Annotated in this window: 22 protein-coding genes, 1 tRNA gene and 4 pseudogenes; 19 read left to right on the forward strand and 8 right to left on the reverse strand. The window is 66.5% G+C overall.

All coding sequences use genetic code 11. The features are described from left to right. Positions 1-45 precede the first annotated feature (45 nt). Positions 46-885: a ferredoxin--NADP reductase gene (locus tag CSEG_RS03580; protein WP_013077898.1), complete on the reverse strand. Its 840-nt coding sequence runs from the start codon at positions 883-885 to the stop codon at positions 46-48. A gap of 421 nt (positions 886-1306) precedes the next feature. Here CSEG_RS03580 and CSEG_RS03585 point away from each other — a divergent pair, with 421 nt between their 5' ends. Then, positions 1307-1726: a hypothetical protein gene (locus CSEG_RS03585; RefSeq protein WP_013077899.1), complete on the forward strand. Its 420-nt coding sequence runs from the start codon at positions 1307-1309 to the stop codon at positions 1724-1726. A gap of 10 nt (positions 1727-1736) precedes the next feature. Here the strand turns inward: CSEG_RS03585 and CSEG_RS03590 are convergent, their stop codons facing one another. Continuing rightward, positions 1737-1925 carry a hypothetical protein gene (locus CSEG_RS03590; RefSeq protein WP_013077900.1) on the reverse strand — a complete coding sequence of 63 codons (189 nt, stop codon included), beginning with the start codon at positions 1923-1925 and terminating at the stop codon, positions 1737-1739. 338 nt (positions 1926-2263) lie between these two features. Between CSEG_RS03590 and CSEG_RS03595 the strand changes: the two genes are divergently transcribed. The 6 genes and pseudogenes from CSEG_RS03595 (at position 2264) to CSEG_RS03615 (ending at position 4254) form a co-directional block, all read left to right on the forward strand. Then, a tRNA-Trp gene (locus CSEG_RS03595) sits at positions 2264-2339 on the forward strand. 60 nt (positions 2340-2399) lie between these two features. Continuing rightward, the gene (gene secE / locus CSEG_RS03600) at positions 2400-2717 is read left to right on the forward strand and encodes a preprotein translocase subunit SecE (RefSeq protein ID WP_041538165.1); all 318 of its coding nucleotides are present in this window, start codon (positions 2400-2402) and stop codon (positions 2715-2717) included. Positions 2718-2727: 10 nt separating this feature from the next. Continuing rightward, positions 2728-3285 carry a transcription termination/antitermination protein NusG gene (nusG, locus tag CSEG_RS03605; RefSeq protein ID WP_010921038.1) on the forward strand — a complete coding sequence of 186 codons (558 nt, stop codon included), beginning with the start codon at positions 2728-2730 and terminating at the stop codon, positions 3283-3285. A gap of 111 nt (positions 3286-3396) precedes the next feature. Further along, positions 3397-3582, forward strand: a complete 186-nt coding sequence (locus CSEG_RS03610) for a hypothetical protein (RefSeq protein WP_013077902.1) — start codon at positions 3397-3399, stop codon at positions 3580-3582. Positions 3583-3697: 115 nt separating this feature from the next. Then, positions 3698-3784: pseudogene (locus CSEG_RS23110) on the forward strand (hypothetical protein); the annotation flags it as partial. 83 nt (positions 3785-3867) lie between these two features. After that, complete coding sequence (locus CSEG_RS03615) at positions 3868-4254, forward strand: hypothetical protein (RefSeq protein WP_013077903.1); 387 nt, start codon at positions 3868-3870, stop codon at positions 4252-4254. A 149-nt stretch (positions 4255-4403) separates the two neighbouring features. On the opposite strand, the gene CSEG_RS03620 is transcribed toward CSEG_RS03615, so the two are convergent. Both CSEG_RS03620 and CSEG_RS23115 read right to left on the reverse strand, forming a co-directional pair. After that, entirely contained in the window at positions 4404-5933 is a 1530-nt protein-coding gene (locus CSEG_RS03620) for a serine hydrolase domain-containing protein (RefSeq protein WP_013077904.1), read from the reverse strand. A gap of 125 nt (positions 5934-6058) precedes the next feature. After that, positions 6059-6190, reverse strand: a pseudogene (locus tag CSEG_RS23115) (hypothetical protein); the annotation flags it as partial. A 321-nt stretch (positions 6191-6511) separates the two neighbouring features. Here CSEG_RS23115 and CSEG_RS22440 point away from each other — a divergent pair. The 3 genes from CSEG_RS22440 (at position 6512) to CSEG_RS23120 (ending at position 8067) form a co-directional block, all read left to right on the forward strand. Next, positions 6512-7246 carry a hypothetical protein gene (locus tag CSEG_RS22440; protein WP_157038965.1) on the forward strand — a complete coding sequence of 245 codons (735 nt, stop codon included), beginning with the start codon at positions 6512-6514 and terminating at the stop codon, positions 7244-7246. Continuing rightward, positions 7243-7908, forward strand: a complete 666-nt coding sequence (locus tag CSEG_RS03630; protein WP_013077906.1) for a hypothetical protein — start codon at positions 7243-7245, stop codon at positions 7906-7908. Before CSEG_RS22440 ends, CSEG_RS03630 begins: the two co-directional genes overlap by 4 nt. A 66-nt stretch (positions 7909-7974) precedes the next feature. Then, on the forward strand, positions 7975-8067 hold the full coding sequence (locus tag CSEG_RS23120) for a hypothetical protein (RefSeq protein ID WP_227878917.1): 93 nt from the start codon (positions 7975-7977) through the stop codon (positions 8065-8067). 80 nt (positions 8068-8147) lie between these two features. Here CSEG_RS23120 and CSEG_RS23125 read toward each other — a convergent pair. Then, positions 8148-8270, reverse strand: a pseudogene (locus tag CSEG_RS23125) (hypothetical protein); the annotation flags it as partial. 119 nt (positions 8271-8389) lie between these two features. Here CSEG_RS23125 and CSEG_RS03635 point away from each other — a divergent pair. The 4 genes from CSEG_RS03635 (at position 8390) to CSEG_RS03650 (ending at position 12680) form a co-directional block, all read left to right on the forward strand. Continuing rightward, positions 8390-9733, forward strand: coding sequence for a KAP family P-loop NTPase fold protein (locus CSEG_RS03635; RefSeq protein ID WP_013077907.1), 1344 nt, complete (start codon positions 8390-8392; stop codon positions 9731-9733). A gap of 278 nt (positions 9734-10011) precedes the next feature. Continuing rightward, the gene (gene rplK, locus CSEG_RS03640; RefSeq protein WP_013077908.1) at positions 10012-10443 is read left to right on the forward strand and encodes a 50S ribosomal protein L11; all 432 of its coding nucleotides are present in this window, start codon (positions 10012-10014) and stop codon (positions 10441-10443) included. Positions 10444-10447: 4 nt separating this feature from the next. Next, positions 10448-11134, forward strand: coding sequence for a 50S ribosomal protein L1 (gene rplA / locus CSEG_RS03645; protein ID WP_013077909.1), 687 nt, complete (start codon positions 10448-10450; stop codon positions 11132-11134). Positions 11135-11387: 253 nt separating this feature from the next. Continuing rightward, positions 11388-12680 (forward strand): TIGR03862 family flavoprotein, encoded by a 1293-nt coding sequence (locus CSEG_RS03650; protein WP_053463720.1) that lies wholly within the window; start codon positions 11388-11390, stop codon positions 12678-12680. Positions 12681-12810: 130 nt separating this feature from the next. Here the strand turns inward: CSEG_RS03650 and CSEG_RS03655 are convergent, their stop codons facing one another. Together CSEG_RS03655 and CSEG_RS23130 are read right to left on the reverse strand one after the other, a co-directional pair. Beyond that, the gene (locus CSEG_RS03655; RefSeq protein ID WP_013077911.1) at positions 12811-14157 is read right to left on the reverse strand and encodes an alpha/beta fold hydrolase; all 1347 of its coding nucleotides are present in this window, start codon (positions 14155-14157) and stop codon (positions 12811-12813) included. Positions 14158-14223: 66 nt separating this feature from the next. Then, positions 14224-14356: pseudogene (locus tag CSEG_RS23130) on the reverse strand (hypothetical protein); the annotation flags it as partial. A gap of 334 nt (positions 14357-14690) precedes the next feature. On the opposite strand from CSEG_RS23130, the gene rplJ reads away from it, so the two are divergent. The 3 genes from rplJ (at position 14691) to CSEG_RS03670 (ending at position 17089) form a co-directional block, all read left to right on the forward strand. Continuing rightward, positions 14691-15209, forward strand: coding sequence for a 50S ribosomal protein L10 (gene rplJ / locus CSEG_RS03660; RefSeq protein WP_013077912.1), 519 nt, complete (start codon positions 14691-14693; stop codon positions 15207-15209). Between the two features lie 44 nt (positions 15210-15253). Further along, positions 15254-15637, forward strand: a complete 384-nt coding sequence (rplL, locus tag CSEG_RS03665; protein WP_010918385.1) for a 50S ribosomal protein L7/L12 — start codon at positions 15254-15256, stop codon at positions 15635-15637. A 447-nt stretch (positions 15638-16084) separates the two neighbouring features. Continuing rightward, entirely contained in the window at positions 16085-17089 is a 1005-nt protein-coding gene (locus tag CSEG_RS03670) for an alpha/beta fold hydrolase (RefSeq protein WP_041538167.1), read from the forward strand. Positions 17090-17099: 10 nt separating this feature from the next. On the opposite strand, the gene CSEG_RS03675 is transcribed toward CSEG_RS03670, so the two are convergent. Next, positions 17100-18194, reverse strand: coding sequence for a sensor histidine kinase (locus CSEG_RS03675; RefSeq protein ID WP_013077914.1), 1095 nt, complete (start codon positions 18192-18194; stop codon positions 17100-17102). A 215-nt stretch (positions 18195-18409) separates the two neighbouring features. Here CSEG_RS03675 and CSEG_RS03680 point away from each other — a divergent pair, with 215 nt between their 5' ends. Together CSEG_RS03680 and CSEG_RS03685 are read left to right on the forward strand one after the other, a co-directional pair. Next, on the forward strand, positions 18410-19441 hold the full coding sequence (locus tag CSEG_RS03680; RefSeq protein ID WP_013077915.1) for a WD40/YVTN/BNR-like repeat-containing protein: 1032 nt from the start codon (positions 18410-18412) through the stop codon (positions 19439-19441). 218 nt (positions 19442-19659) lie between these two features. After that, on the forward strand, positions 19660-19818 hold the full coding sequence (locus CSEG_RS03685) for a hypothetical protein (RefSeq protein ID WP_013077916.1): 159 nt from the start codon (positions 19660-19662) through the stop codon (positions 19816-19818). Positions 19819-19821: the final 3 nt, after the last annotated feature.

Below are 19821 nucleotides of genomic sequence, written 5' to 3' on the forward strand. Positions count from 1 at the left end.
GGGAATGACGGGATTGGGGAGGGCGGAGAGAAAGGGCTAAACCCCCTACCCCACGAACGCCCGCTCGATCACGAAGTCGCCGGGTTCGGCGTTGGAGCCTTCCTTCAGGCCGTGGGCCTCGAGGAGGGCGGCGGTGTCCTTGATCATGGCCATCGAGCCGCACAGCATGGCGCGGTCGTGCTCGGGATCGAACTTGTCGCCTTCCAGGCCGAGGTCGCTGAACAGCTTGCCGCTCTCGATCAGGTCGGTGAAGCGGCCCTGGCGCTCGAACGGCTCGCGGGTCACGGTCGGATAGTAGGTGAGCTGGGCGCGGGCCTCGTCGCCGACCAGCGGGTCGTCGAAGATCTCGTGGGTGAAGAGGTCGCGATAGGCCAGCTCCTTCACCTCGCGCACGCCGTGGGCGACGATCACGCGCTCGAAGCGGCTGTAGGCGTCGGGGTCGCGGGCCACCGACAGCCAGGGCGCCAGGCCGGTGCCGGTGCCGAACAGGAAGAGGCGCTTGCCCGGACGGACGGCGTCCAAAACGAGCGTCCCGGTCGGCTTCTTGCCCAGCAGGATCTCGTCGCCTTCCTGAATCTGCTGCAGGCGCGAGGTCAGCGGGCCGTCCGGAACCTTAATCGAGAAGAACTCCAGCTCTTCGGCGAAGGACGGCGAGCCGATCGAATAGGCGCGCAGGATCGGCTTCTTCCCGCCCAGCTCCTCGCGCGGCGGCAGGCCGATCATCACGAACTCGCCCGAGCGGAAGCGGAAGCTGGCCGGGCGGGTGATGGCGAAGCTGAACAGCCGATCGGTCCAGTGCTTCACCCAAAGCACCTTCTCGACGAAGTAGGGGGCGTCCTTCACGGGCGTTGATGGCGCGGGGGCGGCGGGAGCGGCAGCCGTCATCTGAACTCTTCGGGATTTAGGCGCGGGGAGGCGCGGAAAAGAGCGAAACCGCCACGGCCCTGAGGCGGCGGGTGTCTCATGCGAGCAAGGCCGACTTCCTGTCAATGACGGTTGTCTAATGCGGGCGCCTGAAAATCTCAGCTCCGGGGACGATGGCGAGCACCGGGTGGCAGGGTTCGGAATGTCCGGTTGTCTTTAGTCGTCAGGCCGACATTGAAGATGTGAATGAGATCGCTTCGCATCGCAGCATGTCGTGAAAACAAGATCAGCGCCGCCGATAACTAAAAGCGAGGTTTTCTCGACTTTGTCGAAAACCGCGCACCGCTTTTCCGAATGCGTCAAAAATGTGATTGCCGCCCCCCGAAACGAGGCGCAGACTTCCTTTTGCTTCGTTCGCGGAGCCAACGATACGGAGGAACGTATGCGGGTATGGTTCGTAGGGGCCGCCGCGGCGGCCGGTTTAGTCGCGCTCGGCTTGTCGGGCTGCAGCGACGGCGGCGCGAAGACGAAGGTCGCGCAAGCCAATCAGGTGGTCGTCGAAGCCACGCCGGTGACGGCGTCGGGCTGCGTCCGCCCGGTCGAGAACACCGATTGCCTCGTCGTGAAGGGCCGCGGTGGCGGCTATTACGACATCAGCAGCGCCAGTCCGGCGCCGGACCTGTCCAAGGGCGTGGCGATCTCGCTGCGCGGCAAGGACCGGGGCAAGAACACCCAGTGCGGCCGGCAGCTGACCGACGTGAAGTGGTCCTATCTCGGCATCCAGTGCGGCGCGACCCTGCCCTCGACGGCTTCGACCGCCACCGACAAGGACGCCAAGGGCAAGACCGAGAAGGCGGGGTAGGGCCCCGCCGCTAGCTCTCGCCGGAGCCGGGATCGGTCTCGGTCTTCGGCGATCGGCTGCTGTCGGCCGCGCCGGGCGGTTCCGTCGCGGGTCGCGGCGGCTGGCCGTCGGGCGTGCCGGTCCGCTGGTTCTCCTGCTCGACCTCCTGATTCGACGGGCGGTCCGAGGGCGAGGGCTGTTGGCTGTTGATCGTGGGCATTGCGGAAAAACGCCTGGCGGGGCCGTTCGATCCGCGTTTCTTCTTCCTCCCCCACCGGGGGAGGGGGACCGGCGGACGCCGGTGGAGGGGGCTTCGCCGCGCCGAACCGCTCCGCGGACCCCCTCCGTCTCGATGCGTATCCGCATCGATCCGCCTCCCCCTGATGGGGAGGAAGACAGGCAAAATCCTCAATCCGCCGCGCCCCGCTTGCCCGCCGGGTGCGACCCTGCTAAATGGCGCGGCTCTGGCGACAGAACATGGCGCGCCGAGGCCTTGAGGCCTTCCGGCGCGCTGTCTGTCTCTGGATGTCCGTCGGCCCGAAAGGGCGGTCGGTCCGCAGGAGTGTAGCTCAGCTGGTAGAGCGTCGGTCTCCAAAACCGAAAGTCGTGGGTTCGAGTCCCCCCACTCCTGCCACTATATGTTTCCGACGGGTCGCTCTCTGGCCCGCAGTTGAAAGTCGTGAGCCTCAAGAGCATGGCCAGGAAACCGGGATCCAGCCCGTCCGCGATGAAGAACCGCGCCGCCAAGACGGCCGCGGCGATGTCGCCCGCCGGCGCCGCGACGGCCGCCGCCGCTCCCGCCACCCCCAAGAAGCGCACCAGCCCGGTCCAGTTCTTCCGCGAAGTCCGCGCCGAAGCCCGCAAGATCACCTGGACCACCCGTAAAGAGACCTGGATCACCTCGGTGATGGTCTTCATCATGGTGGTGATGGCGTCGCTGTTCTTCCTGGCGGTCGATGGCGGCCTGGGCTTTGCCGTGAACCAGCTTCTGAAGCTGGCCACCGCGAGATAAGATAGAGACGATGAGCACCGAAACCGCCTCGAACCCGAACCACAAGTGGTACATCGTCCACGCCTACTCGAACTTCGAGAAGAAAGTGGCCGAGAGCATCCGCGAGCAGGCCAAGAACCAGGGCCTGGAGGAGAACTTCTCCGAGATCCTGGTCCCGACCGAGGATGTCGTCGAGATCCGCCGCGGCCGTAAGGTCAACGCCGAGCGCAAGTTCTTCCCGGGTTACGTCCTGGTGAAGATGAACCTCTCGGACGAAGCCTACCACCTGATCAAGAACACCCCGAAGGTCACGGGCTTCCTGGGCAGCGGCTCCAAGCCGATGCCGGTCTCGGAAAAGGAAGTTCAGCGCATCATCGGCACGATCGAGGAGGGCGTCGCCGCTCCGAAGGCCGTGGTCCTGTACGAAGTGGGCGAGAACGTCCGCGTCACCGACGGCCCGTTCGCCAGCTTCAACGGCTCGGTCGAGTACGTCGACGAGGAAAAGGCCCGCCTGCGCGTCACCGTCTCGATCTTCGGCCGCGCCACGCCGGTCGAGCTGGAATATAATCAGGTCGAAAAGATCGCTTAAAAGCGGTCCATCGGTCCGAAGCTTTTCAAAGCCCCGCGCCCGCAAGGCGCGGGGCTTTTGCTTTGCGGGGCTCGCGAGGTTATCCACAGGGTGACCCGCGCGGAGGCCCTGATGTCCCAATCCTTGACACCGCAAGACGACCGCCAGACCGCCGTCGCCGAGTTCGAGGCCGGCCCGATCCGCGCCCGCGCCGAGGTCAGCGTCACGCCGGCGGGGCTGCTGGCGCTGGGCGCGCTGATGAGCGGGATCCTGCTGTCCAGCGCGGCGATCGTCTGGGCCGCGCGGCGGCGACGCTAAAAGTTATCCACAGGGGGCGGTTCTTCCTCCCCATTAGGGGGAGGTGGATCGCCGCGAATACGCGGCGAGACGGAGGGGGTCCGCGAAGCGGTGGTGAGGTCGCCATCGCTCAGGCCCCCTCCACCGGCGTTCGCCGGTCCCCCTCCCCCGGTGGGGGAGGAAGGAAGATCAATTCCCGTCCCTTTCCTCCGCCAGAAACTGACGTTTCTCTTCTTTCACAACCACTTATCCAAAAAATCCCGCCGTCCGTCCCCGGCGCCTCCACCGGCTCCATGCTTTGATCTCATGAGCCAGACCCAAACCCCCGCCGCCCCCTCGCCCCGCCAATGGTGCGACGCGATCCAAGCCAAGCTGATGGCCGCCCTCGACGAGGCCTGGCGCATCGCCGAGTCCAGCGACGACCCGGCCGTCCAGGCCCGGGCCCGCGACAAGGCCAAGCTGTGCGCCCAGATGGCGGCCGCGGCCCGCAAGATCGCGGCGATGAGCCCGCCGGCGAAGACCGGCAAGGCGGGCCCCGAGCATCCGCTGGACCTGATCCAGGACTTCGTCCGCCGCATGGACAAGGCGACGACGGCGATCGAGGCGGCGGAAGAGCCCGCGCCCGAGCCGCAGCCCCGCGCCGCCCAGGCCGTGGCCATGCAGGCTGCGCTGGCCAAGCTGAAGCGGCGGTAGTCTCTAGCGGACTTGCCCCCTCCGCGCCTGCGGCGCTCCTCCCCCTGAAGGGGGAAGAAGGGGGCTCCTTCCGCCCCCTTAGGGGGCGGACGACCACGCGGCGCGTGGTCAGGTGGGGGCGCGGCGGCGGCCGGATTTGGCGCCCCTTCTCATCGAAGAACCCGCCCATACGTCTGGCCGTCCAGCACCAGGCGCTCGACCCCGTCGAAGCGGAGGATCTGGCCCTGCAGCGGCACGAGCTCGATGCGGACGCTCTCGGGCGCTGAACCCGCCTCGGCCGTCGCGGACATCACGCCGGCCCGCGCGGTCATGCGCCCGTCGACCTCGCAGATCTCGATCCGGCCCATGTCGGGGTTCTCGTAGGTTCCGACATAGTCGCCGGTGGGGCGCGCCAGGGACCAGGGACGCGCGGCCCGCTCGGCCCGGCTCTTGGCCAGGCCGGCCTGGCGCTTGTCGCGGCGAGCCGCCAGCGCCGCCAGTTCGGCGTCGTAATGGGCCGCAAGGTCGGGCCGCCCGGCGAAGCGGTCGTAGGCGTAGTTCGCCACCAGGTCGACCAGCTCTCCGGCCATCAGGTCCTCGTTGGCCATCACCGCCACGCCCAGGCCCCGCGCCGGCATGAAGGAGACATGGGCCCGCGCGCCGGCGAAGTTGCCGAAATGGTGGATCAGCACTTCGTCGCCATAGCGGCCGGTCTGCCAGCCCAGGCCGTAGCCGTCGCGCGCGTAGGGGCCGAAGACGGTTTGCTGGGTCGCCACGGCGCGATGGGTCGAGGCCACGAGGCCGGCCGGAAAGACGCGCCGGCCGTCCAGCCGCCCGTCATTGAGCTGCAGCTCCAGCCACCGGGCCATGTCGCGCGCGGTGGAGACCAGGCCGCCGGCCGACTGCATGGTGGCGTCGACCTTCTGCAGCGGGCTGGGCGTCGGCCGCCCGTCGTCGGCGGGGACGTGGCTGGTGGCGACCACGCCTTGGCGTCGGGCCTTGGAGATCCAGCCCGTCGTGCGACGCATCCCGGCCGGGGCCAGGACCTCGCGCTGGACCAGCGCGCGCCAGTCGCGGCCGAACCGGCCCTCGGTCAGCGTCGTGGCCAGGTTGTAGCCGGTGTTCGTGTAGCGAAAGGTTCCATAGGGCGTGGTCGGGCTTCTGACCGTGGGCGCCAGCAGGGCCCGCATCAGCGCCGGGTCGTGCTGGCCCGTATAGGCCGCGCGATACGGGATCGGCGCGTTCTCCAGGCCGGACCGGTGGCTCAGGAGGTCGGTCAGGGTGATCGACCCGCCGATGTCGGCGGGCAGGGGACTGGCGCCGGCCCAGGCCGCGACGGGCGTGTCCAGGCCAAGCTCGCCACGGCCCGCCATGCGGGCCAGCGCCAGGGCGGTGAAGGCCTTGGTCGCCGAGGCGATGTAGAAGCCGGTGTCGGCGTCGACGCGCGTCCCCGTCCGGACGTCGGCCACGCCATAGCCGGCGACGAGCACCGCGGCGTCGCCCTTGACCACGGCCAGCGATAGCCCCGGGACGGTCTCGATCCGAGCCAGGGCCGCGCGGACGAAGGCGTCGATGTCGCCGGCCTCGGCGGGGGGCTTCGCGGGCGACGCGGCGCTCCCGGCGACGGGCGCGCCGCTGGACAACAGGGCGGCGAGCGCGCCGACGACGTGGCGGCGCGAGGGGTGTGCGAGGTCGGTCATGGGCTCTCCTGCAGGCAAGAGGCTCCGGCGACGCGATTTGGAGGCGGCGGGGCGGGATATTTTTCGCGGGAGGGGGCGGAGAAGACCCAGGAGGAGCGGCCGACAAGCCGCCACATATCTTCACGTCATTCCCGCCCTTGTGGCGGGAACCCCTGGTTCAGCTGACACGATAGGCGCAAGCGGACCGCCAGCGGTCCGCCCCTCCCGCCCCTGCGGCGGATAGAGGGGGTCCCGCCACAAGGGCGGGAATGACGGGGGTTATGGATGGCGGCGTCATCGCCCCTTCTCCCCGGAGAAGGAGCCATCCTTACATCTCACGGCGAGACGATCGCGGGGCTGACCGAGGATCCGCGTTGCGCTCCTTTTCGCGGCTCCTACGAGAAATGTGGATCACGATTTCATCCCCAGCAGCCTTATGCATTGACTTGAGGTTGAATTGGTACAACTTTTGAGTGAATTGCTGTGAGGGTATGAGTATGAGCGTGAGTTTTCCGGCGCCTGTTGCGTACTCGACGGTCTATGGGCCGAGGTTTTCCACGGTATCGTATAGCACCTCATCGAACACCGTTGATGAATTGGTGATCATCGGTCAAAGGCCTATCTCATGGCCTACCGATAATATTCCACCTGGGAGTATTGCATTCCAAGATGGATATTATGGAATGTGGAAGTTTAATCCTGATGGGAGTCCAAATCCAGAATACAATGTTGGTTTATACTCAAACGAACATATAATTAAATTCGATGTCAGTGCGGCAAACACCCCTCAGGCTGTTCTTCTTGCGCTGAAATTGGCTTCAAGCATCGCCACCATAGGTCACGGGCTAAGTTATCTGTCAGAAACCCAGAATATAAACACGGCTGGGGGTGTATTAAGGGGGGAGGATTTCAAGCTAAATTGGGATTGGGTAAATATCAAGATTGTTGATAATATGCCAGACGGATCGCACGGCTCTCCAATGGTTACGAGCTGGTCTCCTGATGGTACTGGAAATTACGCGCCGAATATATATGTCAATATTAATGCTCTTGATCATTATGGTCAGGCTGATGGGTCAGGCCTTAATTATGCGTTGATGCATGAAATTGCGCATATTACTACTCCAGGCCAGCAAACGGCCAATCAAATGATAATGGAATATATGAATGCAACGGGCGACACCGCTCTTGCTCACTGGGGAGAGTACGTTCCGGCGGAGAATCCGTGGCATGCTCACTTAGAGTATGTTGCGAACAATATCGCGATCACGGTGGCGGACATGCTCCAGATCCCCGTGATCCACGATCCCGTGAATGGGTGGATGTTTCCATGACCGTGCGTCCGATCGCTGTTTTCGTCGCGGCCGTTCTTTCGATTGGGAGCGTTGCAAAGGCGGATCAGCAGGCGCCCATCGCCTCGGTCGATCTGGGCTTCGCGCATGACGGATCGCTAGGCCCGTTTTACTACATCGGCGGCGTCTCAAGCCGGGTGGATTTGCACGCTTCGGCGAGGTTGGCGCGGCTGGAGGCCCCCGCGATCGCCCGCATGACGGACGGCGGGTGGGCGCGGTGGAAGGTCCAGGACCCGTTCGCCGAGACGCTGTCCCTGAGCTGGATACAAGCCGTTCCGAAGGCGGCGGGCGCTCCAGATTGGGCGCCCCCGCCCGGGCCCGCCCCTGCGCCTCCCCAGACGAAAGGCGCCGCAGGGTGCCGCTGGGCCAGCTTCAGCACGCGTCCGCTGGGGCGCTTTCTGGGGCTGCTGGATTGCAAGGGCGAGAGCGGATCGGTTCTCGCGACGCTGGGCGACGCGGACAAGACCGGCGCACGGCCTGTCGTGAAGCTGGCGTCGATGAAGATGCGGTTCGACGCGATCGACATAACGCTCAGCCGACCCCATTCCGACGGTGCGGTCGTGGTCCTGGCGGCCTACGACCCCAAGGCGCGCCGCTTCGACTATGTTCAACTGTTTTGGCCCTCGGCTGAACAATCCCGATGACCCCGGAGGGGGCGGATGGCCTCACGCGTCGTCGCCTCTTCTCCCCGGAGAAGGCGCCATCCTTACATCTCACGGCGAGACGATCGCGGGGCTGAGCGGGTTGCTCAAGGACGGCGCGCAGCGCCGCCGCGCGGCGGCCGGCCGGAGGCCGGTCCTTGACCAACCCGCTCAGCCCCGCACGCTCCAGCCTCCAAGAGATGTAAGGACAGCCCCGACCTGGGGAGGTGGTCGCTTTGAAACCCTCTCCCAGCGGGAGAGGGCGGGGCCCGCCGCGAAGCGGTGGGAGGGTGAGGGGTTACGAGGTCCGACGGCGTGCCGGCGCTCCGTCCGACGCCGTCGCCTCTTCGATCCTCGAAGTTGATCCGCCCTTATAGGAAGCGGCAAGAGAACGAAGCGATGTAAAGTCGCTGGAAGCGTAGCCTCATGAGTCTAATCATTGTTCTGAGAGACTAAATCCAGGCTGAAGTAGGGAGCGGTTGGAATGCGGCTTTTTCTGCGCGAGCCGGAGATCGGCGATCTAGAAGGCTTTACCACCGAAAACGACATCTTCGGGCGGAAGGCGATAGGCGATGGCCTCTCTTACCTCCTGGCTAACGTGGAAGACCCACTCGTGTTGGCGCTGGATGCGCCTTGGGGAGCGGGCAAGTCCGTCTTTCTTCGGCAATGGGCAGGAGAACTAAGGAACGCTGGCTATCCGGTCGTTCTCTTTGACGCCTTCAAACACGACTATGCGGAAGATGCGTTCGCCGCTTTGGCGGGGGAAATCATTGCGCTCGTCGACAAGTCCGAGAAAGAGCGCACTCCTCAAGCTGTTCAGCTCAGGCGCAAAGCTGTTCAAGCGCTAAAGGCGGTTGCACGTCCCGCGCTGAAGACTGTGGTGAAGGTCGCGACAATGAACGCTGTCGACACCGACGAGATCGGGAAAGAGGCAGCGAAAATCATCGCGGATGAGACTGCCTCGCTTGAAGACCGCTATCTGGGGGAGCTGATCACTCGCCAGAAAGAAAGGCAGGGCGCGATAGAGGATTTCCGCCAGGCGCTTGAACGATTGCCAAGCCTTCTTCGGTCGGAAACAGCCGTCAACGATCGACCTCTTGTCTTCATCGTTGATGAGCTGGATCGATGCCGTCCGCAGTTCGCACTGGAGCTCCTAGAGCGAATTAAGCACTTCTTCTCGGTCCCGAATGTCCATTTCGTGCTGGGGGTGCATCTCGCTCAGCTACGGAACTCGATGATCGCCGCGTACGGCGCGCAGATGGATGCAGCGACCTATCTGCAGAAGTTCATCCATTTTTCGATTCGGCTCGACGATACAGCTACCCACCAACACGAACGCTCACGCTCGAAAGCAATCAATCGGTTGCGGCACGAGTTAGCGTTGGGGCTGTCAGACCAGTATGTCGATCTGGTCCTTCATGTCGCCGAAGCTCGAACCCTCAGCCTCCGCACCATCGAGAAGGTTTTTACGACCTTGGCGCTTGCAGAGACGTTCTCGAAGGGCTTGGGCAGGGTTCCCGCGCCAGGATGCATCGTGGCCGGGCTTTGCATCCTCAAGGTCAATAATCCCGAACTCTATGATGTCGCTCGGCTGGGCCGTTTGGCTTGGGCCGATGTGGCGAAAGAGATGGCGCTTGAACTCGGCGATGGCCGTTCAGATTCGATCGCGTGGTTTGCGAAGGCCTGGGCCTACATAACAGATGGCCCGCTTGAGCAACCTGATCAGCTTCAGTTTCAATCCGTTTTCGACAATCGGCCGAAAGGCGATCGAACGCTGCTGCCGTTGTTAATCCGGCGCCATATCGAGTTGGTCCAACCACCAGCTTAGCTAAGCCCATTCCTTCTTATGTTTGTCCTGGCAGCCGGCTATCGATGACGGTGCCACCCATCTCGGAGCCTAGAGGCGTGGGCCCCCACACCCCCCATCCCCCTAGACTCCGTCCCCCCCGCCTGCTACACGCCCCGCCTCGCTCCCGGACCCCGCGTCCTGGGGCGTGCTTGTCGTTTGGGCTCACGCCCCCGCGACGCGCTCAAATCCGTGGAAGGGTCGCCAAGCCCGCACCACGGCTCACCAGCGAGGGCTCTTAGCCCTCACGAGAGGACACTATGGCTAAGAAGATCCTGGGCTACATCAAGCTCCAGGTGAAGGCTGGCTCGGCCACGCCTTCGCCCCCCATCGGCCCGGCTCTGGGTCAGCGCGGCGTCAACATCATGGGCTTCTGTAAGGAGTTCAACGCGCGCACCGAGAACGTCGAAAAGGGCACCCCCCTGCCGACCGTCATCACGGTCTATCAGGACAAGTCGTTCACCTTCGTCACCAAGACGCCGCCGGCCACCTTCTTCCTGAAGCAGGCCACGAAGCTGCAGTCGGGCGCCAAGCTGACCGGTCGCGAGACCGTCGGCGAGATCACCCGCACCCAGCTGCGCGAGATCGCCGAGAAGAAGATGAAGGACCTGAACGCCAACGATATCGAGGCCGCGGCCCGCATCATCGAAGGCTCCGCCAAGGCCATGGGCCTGAAGATCGTGGAGGCCTAAGATCATGGCTAAGCAACCCAAGCGCATCAAGGCCTGGACCGGCGATCGCGACGCGACGCACGCTCTGGAAGCCGCCATCAAGCTGGTCAAGGAAAACGCCAAGGCCAAGTTCGACGAGACCATCGAGATCTCGGTGAACCTGGGCGTCGACCCGCGTCACGCCGACCAACAGGTCCGTGGCGTCGTGAACCTGCCCTCGGGCACCGGCCGTGACGTCCGCGTCGCCGTCTTCGCCAAGGACGCCAAGGCGGCCGAAGCGACCGCGGCGGGCGCCGAGCACGTCGGCGCCGAAGACCTGTACGAAAAGATCGCCGGCGGCTTCATGGACTTCGATCGCGTCATCGCGACCCCGGACATGATGGCGCTCGTCGGTCGCCTCGGTAAGGTGCTGGGCCCGCGCGGCCTGATGCCGAACCCGAAGGTCGGCACCGTGACGCCGAACGTCGGCCAGGCCGTCAAGGACGCCAAGGGCGGCGCCGTCGAGTTCCGCGTCGAAAAGGCCGGTATCGTCCACGCCGGCATCGGCAAGGCCTCGTTCACCGAGGACGCCCTGCTGGTCAACGTCAAGGCTCTGATCGAAGCCCTGAACCGCTCTAAGCCCTCGGGCGCCAAGGGCGTGTTCATCAAGCGCGTCGGTCTGTCCTCGACGATGGGCCCGGGCTTCAAGGTCGACATCGCCTCGATCGGCTAAGCCACGTCTGTTTTAGTAAGCGTACCGCAGCGGGCGCTGGAGCAATCCAGCGCCCGTTTTGGCGTTTGGGGGATCGAACGACGACGGACAGGCGGAAGAGCGCCCCCTCCGTCACGATGCGTCTCCGCATCGCGCCACCTCCCCCGCCTTGCGTGGGAGGAGGAAGCAGACCCTCCTCACCCGTGAAACGGGGGAGGTGGATCGACGCCGATAGGCGGCGAGACGGAGGGGGCGCATTCGAGAGCCCCCTCACATTTTCCGCCTTGGCTCGCTACAAGGGCCGGGACCTTTCCCTGACCGGACATCGAGGCGGCCTGACGTGATTGACGAGACCATCCTCGATGTCGCCGTGATCGGCGGCGGGCCGGCCGGGCTGATGGCCGCCGAGACGGTCGCCCAAGCTCTCGGAAAGGGGGCCGGCAAGTCCGTGGCGGTGTTCGAGAAGATGCCGACCTTCGGCCGCAAGTTCCTGATGGCCGGGCGCGGCGGGCTGAACCTGACGCATTCCGAGGACCTCGAGCGGTTCGCGCGGCGCTACGCCGAGCGCTCGGGCGTCCTCTCGCCGATGCTGGAGGCTTTTCCGCCCCAGGACCTGGTGGCCTGGGCGCAGGGGCTGGGGCAGGAAACCTTCGTCGGGGCCAGCGGGCGGGTGTTTCCCAAGGCGATGAAGGCCTCGCCGCTGCTGCGCGCCTGGCTGGCCCGGCTGGAGGGGCTGGGCGTGGCCCTGAAGCCCCGCTCGACCTGGAAGGGCTGGGACGCCGTCGGCCACCTGCTGATCGAGGACCCCGACGGCCGCCACGTCGTGCGGGCCCGCGCCACCATCCTGGCCCTGGGCGGCGCCAGCTGGCCCAAGCTCGGCTCGGACGGCGCCTGGGTTCCGCTGCTGCGGGTGGGCGGCTGCGAAATCGCGCCGTTCCGCCCGGCCAATTGCGGCTTCGACATCGGCTGGAGCGACCTTTTCCGCGACCGCTTCGCCGGCGAGCCGCTGAAGAACGTGGCCCTCGGCCTGGGGGCGGCCAAGGCGCGGGGCGACGCGATGGTCGCCCGCTACGGCCTGGAGGGCGGGGCGGTCTACGCCCTGGGCGGGGCGGCGCGCGACGCGGCCCTGGCGGGCGGCGCCACCCTGACTGTCGACCTGCGCCCCGACATCCCGGTCGAGACCCTGGAGCGCCGCCTGCACGCCCCGCGCGGCGGCCAGAGCCTGGCCAACTTCCTGCGCAAAGCGGTCAAGCTCTCGCCGGTCGAGGTCAACCTGCTGCGCGAGGCCCATGGCCTGGACCTCCCCCAGTCGCCCGCCGCCCTGGCCGCCGCGATCAAGGCCGCGCCGCTGGCGGTGACCGGCGTCCAGCCGCTGGACCGCGCCATCTCGGCCGCCGGCGGCGTGCGCTTCGAGAGCCTGGACGGGCTGTTCCTGAAGGGCCGCCCGAACGTGATCCTGGCCGGCGAGATGCTGGACTGGGAGGCCCCGACCGGCGGCTACCTGCTGCAGGCCTGCTTCGCCATGGGCGTCGCGGCGGGCCAGGCGGCGCTGGGGCGGCTGGGGTGAGTTCCTCCCCCGCGATGCGGGGGAGGTGGCCCAGAGGGCCGGAGGGGGCGAGCGCGGTCGGCCTCCAGCTTGCCCCCTCAGTCGCTCCGCGACAGCTCCCCCGCATCGCGGGGGAGCATCTTATGTCGCCCTACTTCATCGCCGCCTTGATCCGCGCCGCCATCGCCTCCAGGTCCTTCGGATCGGCCGGCGCGTTCTCGGCGAGGTAGGCGGGCTTGCCGGCGATGCGGGGGATCACGTGGACGTGCAGGTGCGGCACGCTTTGGCCGACGCCGTTGTTCTGGATGATCATGAAGCCCTCCAGGCCCAGCGCCTCGACCTCGGCCCGGCCCACGCGCTGGACGACGGCCATGACCTTGGCCAGGTCCTTCGGATCCATCTCCAGGATCGTGCGGGCCTTGGAGGTCTTGGAGATCACCAGCACGTGGCCGGGCTCCATCGGCGCGCGGTCCATGAAGGCCAGGACGTCGGCGTCCTCATAGACCTTGTAGGCGGGCAGCTCGCCCCGCAGGATTTTGGCGAACGGGTTGGTCTCGTCATAGGCGGCCGTCAGCGGGATGCGGGCCCCGGCGGGCGTGATGGTGGGATCAAAGCGCGCCAGCCAGCGCAGGACCTCGCTTTCGAGCGCGATGCGCGAGTCCGAGAAGCTGTGGTCGGTCGGGTATTGGGCCTCGACCACGGTGTTGGGATGGGCGTCGCGGGCGGCCTTGGCGAGGGCGGTGGTCATCTGGCCGATGCCGCGCTCGGCGCCGATCATCAGCACCGGGCGCTCGGCGATGGTCCGCGACAGGGCGACGAGGTCCAGCTTGGCGCGGTCGCGGCCGACCTCGGCGATCAGGGCCTCGGGACTGGTCCCGGCCAGGGGCGCGGTGTCGGGCCGCATCTCCTCGGCCAGGACCTTGGGGTCCAGCGTCGTGAAGCGCGGGTCGGCGCCGATGTTCCAGGCGTCGATCAGGACGGTCCCGGCCACCGCCGACGAACGCGCGGCCGAGGCGCTGGCGGCCATGAACCCGCCCATGCTGTGGCCGGCGACCACGATGCGCCTGGGGTCGATCCGGTACTTGGCGATGTTGGCGGGGGCGGTGAGAAAGTCGACGGCGGCTTCCGCGTCTGTCCGCGCATGGGCGAAGCTGAACGCGCCCCCGCTGCCCCACGAACCGCGATAGTTGATCTTCAGCACGTTCCAGCCGGCCCGGCGCACGGCCTGCATCAGGTCGATATTGGTCTCGTTGCCGGGGAAGCCGTGCAGGAACAGCATCGTCGGATGCGGCTTGTCGCCGGCCGCCAGATAGATCAGGCCGTTGATCTTCGCGCCCTGCACGTCGATCTGGAAGGCGTCCAGCCCGGCCGGATGGGCGTTGTCCCTCGGCGGATCGGCCACCACGGCGCGGGGCGTCGGCGGCGCCTTCAGCTCGGCGAGGGCCGGTGAGGCGAAGGCCAGGAGGAGCGCGGTCAGGGCGGCGGCGAGGCGGTGCATGGATGGGGTCCGGCTGTTTTGAGCGAGCTTAAGCTGTAAGCGGGGACGATGACACGCCCTGTCAGCAGCGCCCCCTCCGTCACGCGGCTTCGCCGCGCGCCACCTCCCCCGTTGCACGGGTGAGGAGGAAGCCGCCCTCCTCCTGCCCCGCTCGCGGGGGAGGTGGATCGGCGCGAAGCGACGAGACGGAGGGGGCGTTTAGCGGCCCCTGTTGAAATCCCCCGCCGTTTCGTCTATACGGCGCGCCTCTCCGACGGACTCGTCCGCTGGAGAACCTGTTTGAGAACTGCGGGGCGTGGGGTCACCAACGCCGTAACCGAGGAAGAGCCCTTCCTCGCCGTCGGGAGACAGGGATAGAGACGCCAAGGTCTCCTGCTCGTGACGCCTTCTTTTAGAAGGCCTGTCCGAGACCGGAGCGCGGCCGACTTTCCTTGGAACAGGCATATGCGACTCGCACGCGGGAGCAATTCCGCATGGGACCGCATCTGGCTGCCGGAATGGTCCGGCCGCTGCTAACTGAGTAGGAGACCGCAATGGACCGCGCTCAAAAGCAGGAGTCGATTGAATCGCTGAAAAGCGTGTTCACCGACGCCGGCGCTGTCGTCGTGACCCACTACATGGGTCTGACCGTTGCGGAAATGACCGACCTTCGTCTTCGCCTCCGCAAGGAAGGCGCCGCGATCAAGGTTGTGAAGAACACCCTGGCCCTCAAGGCTCTGGACGGCAAGCTTGGTGACAAGGGCGAAAAGCTCTTCACCGGCCCGGTCGCCATCGCCTACGGCCCGGACGCTGTTTCGGCCGCCAAGGTCGCGGTCGCGTACGCCAAGGAAAACGACAAGCTCAAGGTTGTCGGTGGCGTGCTCGATCAGACCAACGTGCTGGACGAGAACGGCGTGCGCGCTCTGGCGACCCTGCCGTCGCTGGACGAACTGCGTGGCAAGCTCATCGGCCTCATCCAGGCTCCGGCGACCAAGATCGCTGGCGTCCTGCAGGCCCCGGCTGGCCAGCTGGCTCGCGTTTTCAACGCCTACGCGACCAAAGACGCCGCGTAACGGTCATCCCCGCATCTATCCCAATCTCTCTAAGGAACTGACACATGTCCAAGCTCGAAAAGCTGGTTGAAGAACTGTCCACCCTGTCGGTGCTGGAAGCCGCCGAACTGTCGAAGCTGCTGGAAGAAAAGTGGGGCGTCTCGGCCGCCGCTCCGGTCGCCGTCGCCGCTGCTGGCGGCGCCGCCGCTGCTCCGGCTGAAGCCGCCGAAGAGCAAACCGAGTTCACCGTCGTCCTGGTCGACGGCGGCGACAAGAAGATCAACGTGATCAAGGAAGTCCGCGGCGTCCGTCCGGACCTCGGCCTGAAGGAAGCCAAGGACCTGGTCGAAGGCGCTCCGCAGAACGTCGTCGAGAACGTCTCGAAGCAACAAGCCGAAGAGATCTCGAAGAAGCTCACGGAAGCCGGCGCCAAGATCCAAATCAAGTAATCTGGCCCCGGCTTTCGCCGGGACTAGGTTCCTTTTGGACCTGCCGAAGCGGCCTCGGAGGGAAACCTCCGGGGCCGTTTTCTTTTGGGCGCTCAGGGAACCCTCTCTCTTAGAGAGAGGGAGGGGCCCGCCGCGAAGCGGTGGGAGGGTGAGTGGTTTCGCCGTCGGCGGAAAATCCCAATTCCTTTGATTGAGCACGCCCACCGTTGCGCCCACGCTAGGCTCATGGACAAGACCGCCTATGCCCGCGTCTTCGCCCACAGCAGAGAGGCGGACACCCTAGCCGCCGAAGCCGCCCATGGCCGATCTGGCGACGCGCTCTCTCGGCCATTAAAGTCATTTAACTAGGGCCTGCACGCATTAAGGCCGACACCATCGCGCTGGTCGGAGTCGGAGATCTTGATGCGCGCGGGATTGAATTGTGCTCTTGGGGCCTTGGCGCTTTGCTTGGCCACCCAAGCTTTCGCCCAGTCCGCCGGCTCGATCACGGCGCGGGTGGAAGATCCGGCCTACGCCCATGCGCAGCGACGGGTTGATTTGGGAGGCGGCCGCAAGCTGAACCTCTACTGTATTGGTTCCGGCGCGCCGGTCGTGGTCTTCGAAGCGGGCCTCGGCGACGACACCAGCACCTGGGGACTAGTCCAGCCCGCGATCGCCAAGCGCACGACCGCCTGCGCCTATGATCGCGCTGGGATCGGTTTCAGCGACCCAGCGACGCGGCCAAGCTCGGCCAGCAACATCGTCGACGATCTGCATCACCTGCTGAAGAAGGCTGGCGTGAAGGGCCCCTACGTCCTGGTTGGTCACTCCTACGGCGGGCTGACGTCAGCCCTCTACGCTAGCCGCTATCCCAAGGATGTCGCCGCGTTCGTCGCCGTCGATCCCGCCAACGAGCGCCAAGTCGATGCTTTTCGGGAGGCCTTCCCGAACTACGAAGCCGACCTTCTGGCGCCGGCGCTAGCCCGAAAGCAGGACTGTGTCCGCAAGGCCGAACGGGGCTTTGGCCTGGATCCGGCGGCGGGCGCGGGATGTGTCGACAAGCCAGACCCGCGCATGGGCGATGCGCTAAACGCGATCCATGCCCAGATCCATCGCCAGCCAGCGTATCAGCGAGCGGCCTTCTCGGAATTTGAGAGCATGCGCGGCGGACTCAGCGGTTCCCAACTCGCCTCGGAGATCGGTTCGTTTGGATCGATACCGCTCATCGTGCTGACGCGTCCAAAGGACACGGTTCCGCTCGGCCCGAACGAAACGGCGCAGAGTCGAGCCATTCTCTGGGCCAACTGGACGACAATGCACGACAAGCTGGCCGCGCGCTCCACCCGGGGCGAGAACCGGCAGGTCGCCGCAACGGGCCATTACATTCAGCTTGATCAACCCGGCGCGGTTATCGACGCCATCGATACGGTTCTCGACGCCGTTGCCGTCTCGAATACGCCGGAGCCGAAATAGCCCGCCCCCCCTAAACCGCCGCCTGGTCGGGAACCGCTTCCACCTCCGCGTCCGGCGTGGCGTGGATCAGCGAGATCATGGTCCCCGGCCCCATGTCCGTCACCAGAACCTGGGCCTTCAGCTGGCGGGCCAGGGCCTGGATGATGCTGGTGCCCAGGCCGGCGGCGGGCGGGGTGTCCTTGGTCATGCCGACGCCGGTGTCGGCCACCGACAGCGTCCAGGCCGCGCCGTCGACGCGGTAGTCGACGACGATCCGGCCGGGCTGCTTGTCGGGGAAGGCGTGTTTGAGCGCGTTGATCACCAGCTCGGTGACGACCAGGCCGATGCTGATGGACGCGCCGCCGTCGATCGTGACCTCCTCGGCCACGACGACGAGGGCCAGGCGGCTGGGGTCGGGGATCATCGAGGCCGCGATCGTGGCGCACAGCTTGGTCAGATAGGCCCGAAGCTCGACCACGCCCGTGGTCGCCTCGGCCAGTTGCTGCTGCAGGTCGGCGATCGACATCACCCGCGCGTGGGCGTCGCGCAGCTTCTCCCGCGCCTCTTCCGACTGGGCGGCGCGGGCGTTCTGCATCAGGACGGCGGCGATGATCTGCAGGCTGTTGGCCACGCGATGGCGGATCTCCAGCAGCAAGGCCTGGTTCTCGATGGCCAATTCGTCGCTGCGGGCGGTGTTGGCCCGCAACAGGTCCTGGCTCTGCTTGGCGGCCGCCCTGGCCTCGGTGACGTCGGCGACGGACGCCAGGAGCCGGACCTCGTCGAGGTCGCTGTAGGCCAGCTTGCGAACGTTGATGACCAGGCGGCGGTCGGGGTGGCCTGGGCGCTTGAGGTCCATCTCGTAGGCGTCGATCAGCACGCCGTCGGCGGTGTTTTCCAGCAGCATCTTCAGCTGCGGCGCGCGCCACTCGCCGGCCCCGATCTCCATCATTTGACGGCCGATGGTCTGGCTGGCGTCGACGCCGAAGGTCCGTTCGAACGAGTCGCTGGCCGCGATCACCTTCAGATCGCCGCCGATCAGCAGCAGCGGCGTTGTCGACGCCGCGATCATGGCCAGAGCCAGGCTCAGGCCCGGCGCGTCCGGATGGGATAAAAGTCGGTCGGGCACGAACGGCCCTTTCAACGAACCCGAGGCTCGCGAGGCGAAAGCCGTACCCGGGGCGATTGATGGAACGCGCGAAGGGTCCCATCGCTTCAACCTTTAGCACATCGAGGGCCCGCGCGTTCGACTTATGTTCACTTGCGCGCATTCCTCGTCGAGGCGGCTTGCGCTCTCTCCCGTTTCGCCCGAAGCCAAGGCGTCGAACCCCGAAGCAGGCTTCCATGAATCGCAGAGACGTCATCCTCGCCGGCGCCGCCGCCCTGACCTCGGTCGCCGCCTCGCCCGCCTTCGCCGGGCAGGGGATCGGCGGCGTCCGCATCCCAGCCTCGGCCACCGACAGCGAGCTGCGCGGCCTGTCGCCGACGGGCGGCAAGACCTACTGGGCCTCGGGCTCCAAGGGCTGGATCATCCGGGGGCGAGGCGAGCGGCAGGACGCCATGCGGATCGTCGGGGCCGAGGGGCTGGACTTCCGGGGGCTGCACGCCTTTTCCGACGACCACGTGCTGGCCATGAGCGCCGGGCCCGGCCAGGCCTCGCAGCTGTGGCGCACCACCGACGGCGGCAAGCGCTGGGCGCAGGTGACGGTCAACCAGGACCCGAACGGCTTCTGGGACTCGATCGCCTTCGTCGACGACCGGCGCGGCTTCATCCTGGGCGACCCGACCGAGGGGCGCTTCACCGTGCTCTACACCGCCGACGCCGGGAAGACCTGGGCGCGGCTGCCGCCGGAGGGCGTGCCGCCAGCGGCGGACGGGGAGGGGGCCTTCGCCGCCTCCAACGGCTGCGTCGCCATCGGTCGCCACGGCCAGGTGGCGTTCTGCACGGGCGGGGCGGGCAAGGCGCGGGTCTATCTGTCGCGCGGCGGCGGCGGGGTGTTCGTGGCCCTGGACACGCCGATCCCGGCCGACGCCCCGTCCAAGGGTGCCTTCGCGATCGCCTTCGGCAAGCGCGGCGAGCTGTGGGTCTGCGGCGGCGACTACAAGAACCCGCGCGCCCAGGGCGTGAACCTGGCCTGGCTGGCGCCGGGCGCCCTGGCCTTCCAGCCGGTGGCCGCGCCGGCCGGCTATCTGTCGGGGATCTCGGTCAAGGGCGAGACGGTGATGGCCACGGGCCTGGCCGGCACGATCGTGGCCCGCGACGGCCGGACGTTCCAGCGGGTGTCGGAGGCGCCGATGAACAGCGTGCGCCTGACCTCGAAGAAGACGGGGGTGCTGTGCGGGCCGAAGGGGACGGTGGGGCTGTGGCGGGGGTAGTCTCCCAAGCCTTAACTCAACCAACTTCCGTCATTCCCGCCCTTGTGGCGGGAACCCCTGGTTCAACCCGCGAGGGCGGCGCAAGCGGACCGCCGGCGGTCCGCCACTTCTTCACCTGCGGCGGAAAGAGAGGTTCCCGCCACAAGGGCGGGAATGACGGATGTTAAGAGGCGAGCTTGGGTGCGGAACCTCTCCCCCACCACCCACGTTCACCCCACATGCTGAAGCTCGCCGCCGTTCTGCTCGCTCTGATGATCCTGTTCGGGATCCTGGGTTTCGTGGTCAATGTGGCGGGCGCGATCACCAAGGTGGCGTTCTTCGTCTGCCTGATCGCCCTGGCGGTCTCGCTGGTCATGAAGGCCATGCGGAAAGCCTGACCG

Origin of the sequence: Caulobacter segnis ATCC 21756 (assembly GCF_000092285.1) — a bacterium.
GTDB classification, from domain to species: Bacteria; Pseudomonadota; Alphaproteobacteria; order Caulobacterales; family Caulobacteraceae; genus Caulobacter; species Caulobacter segnis.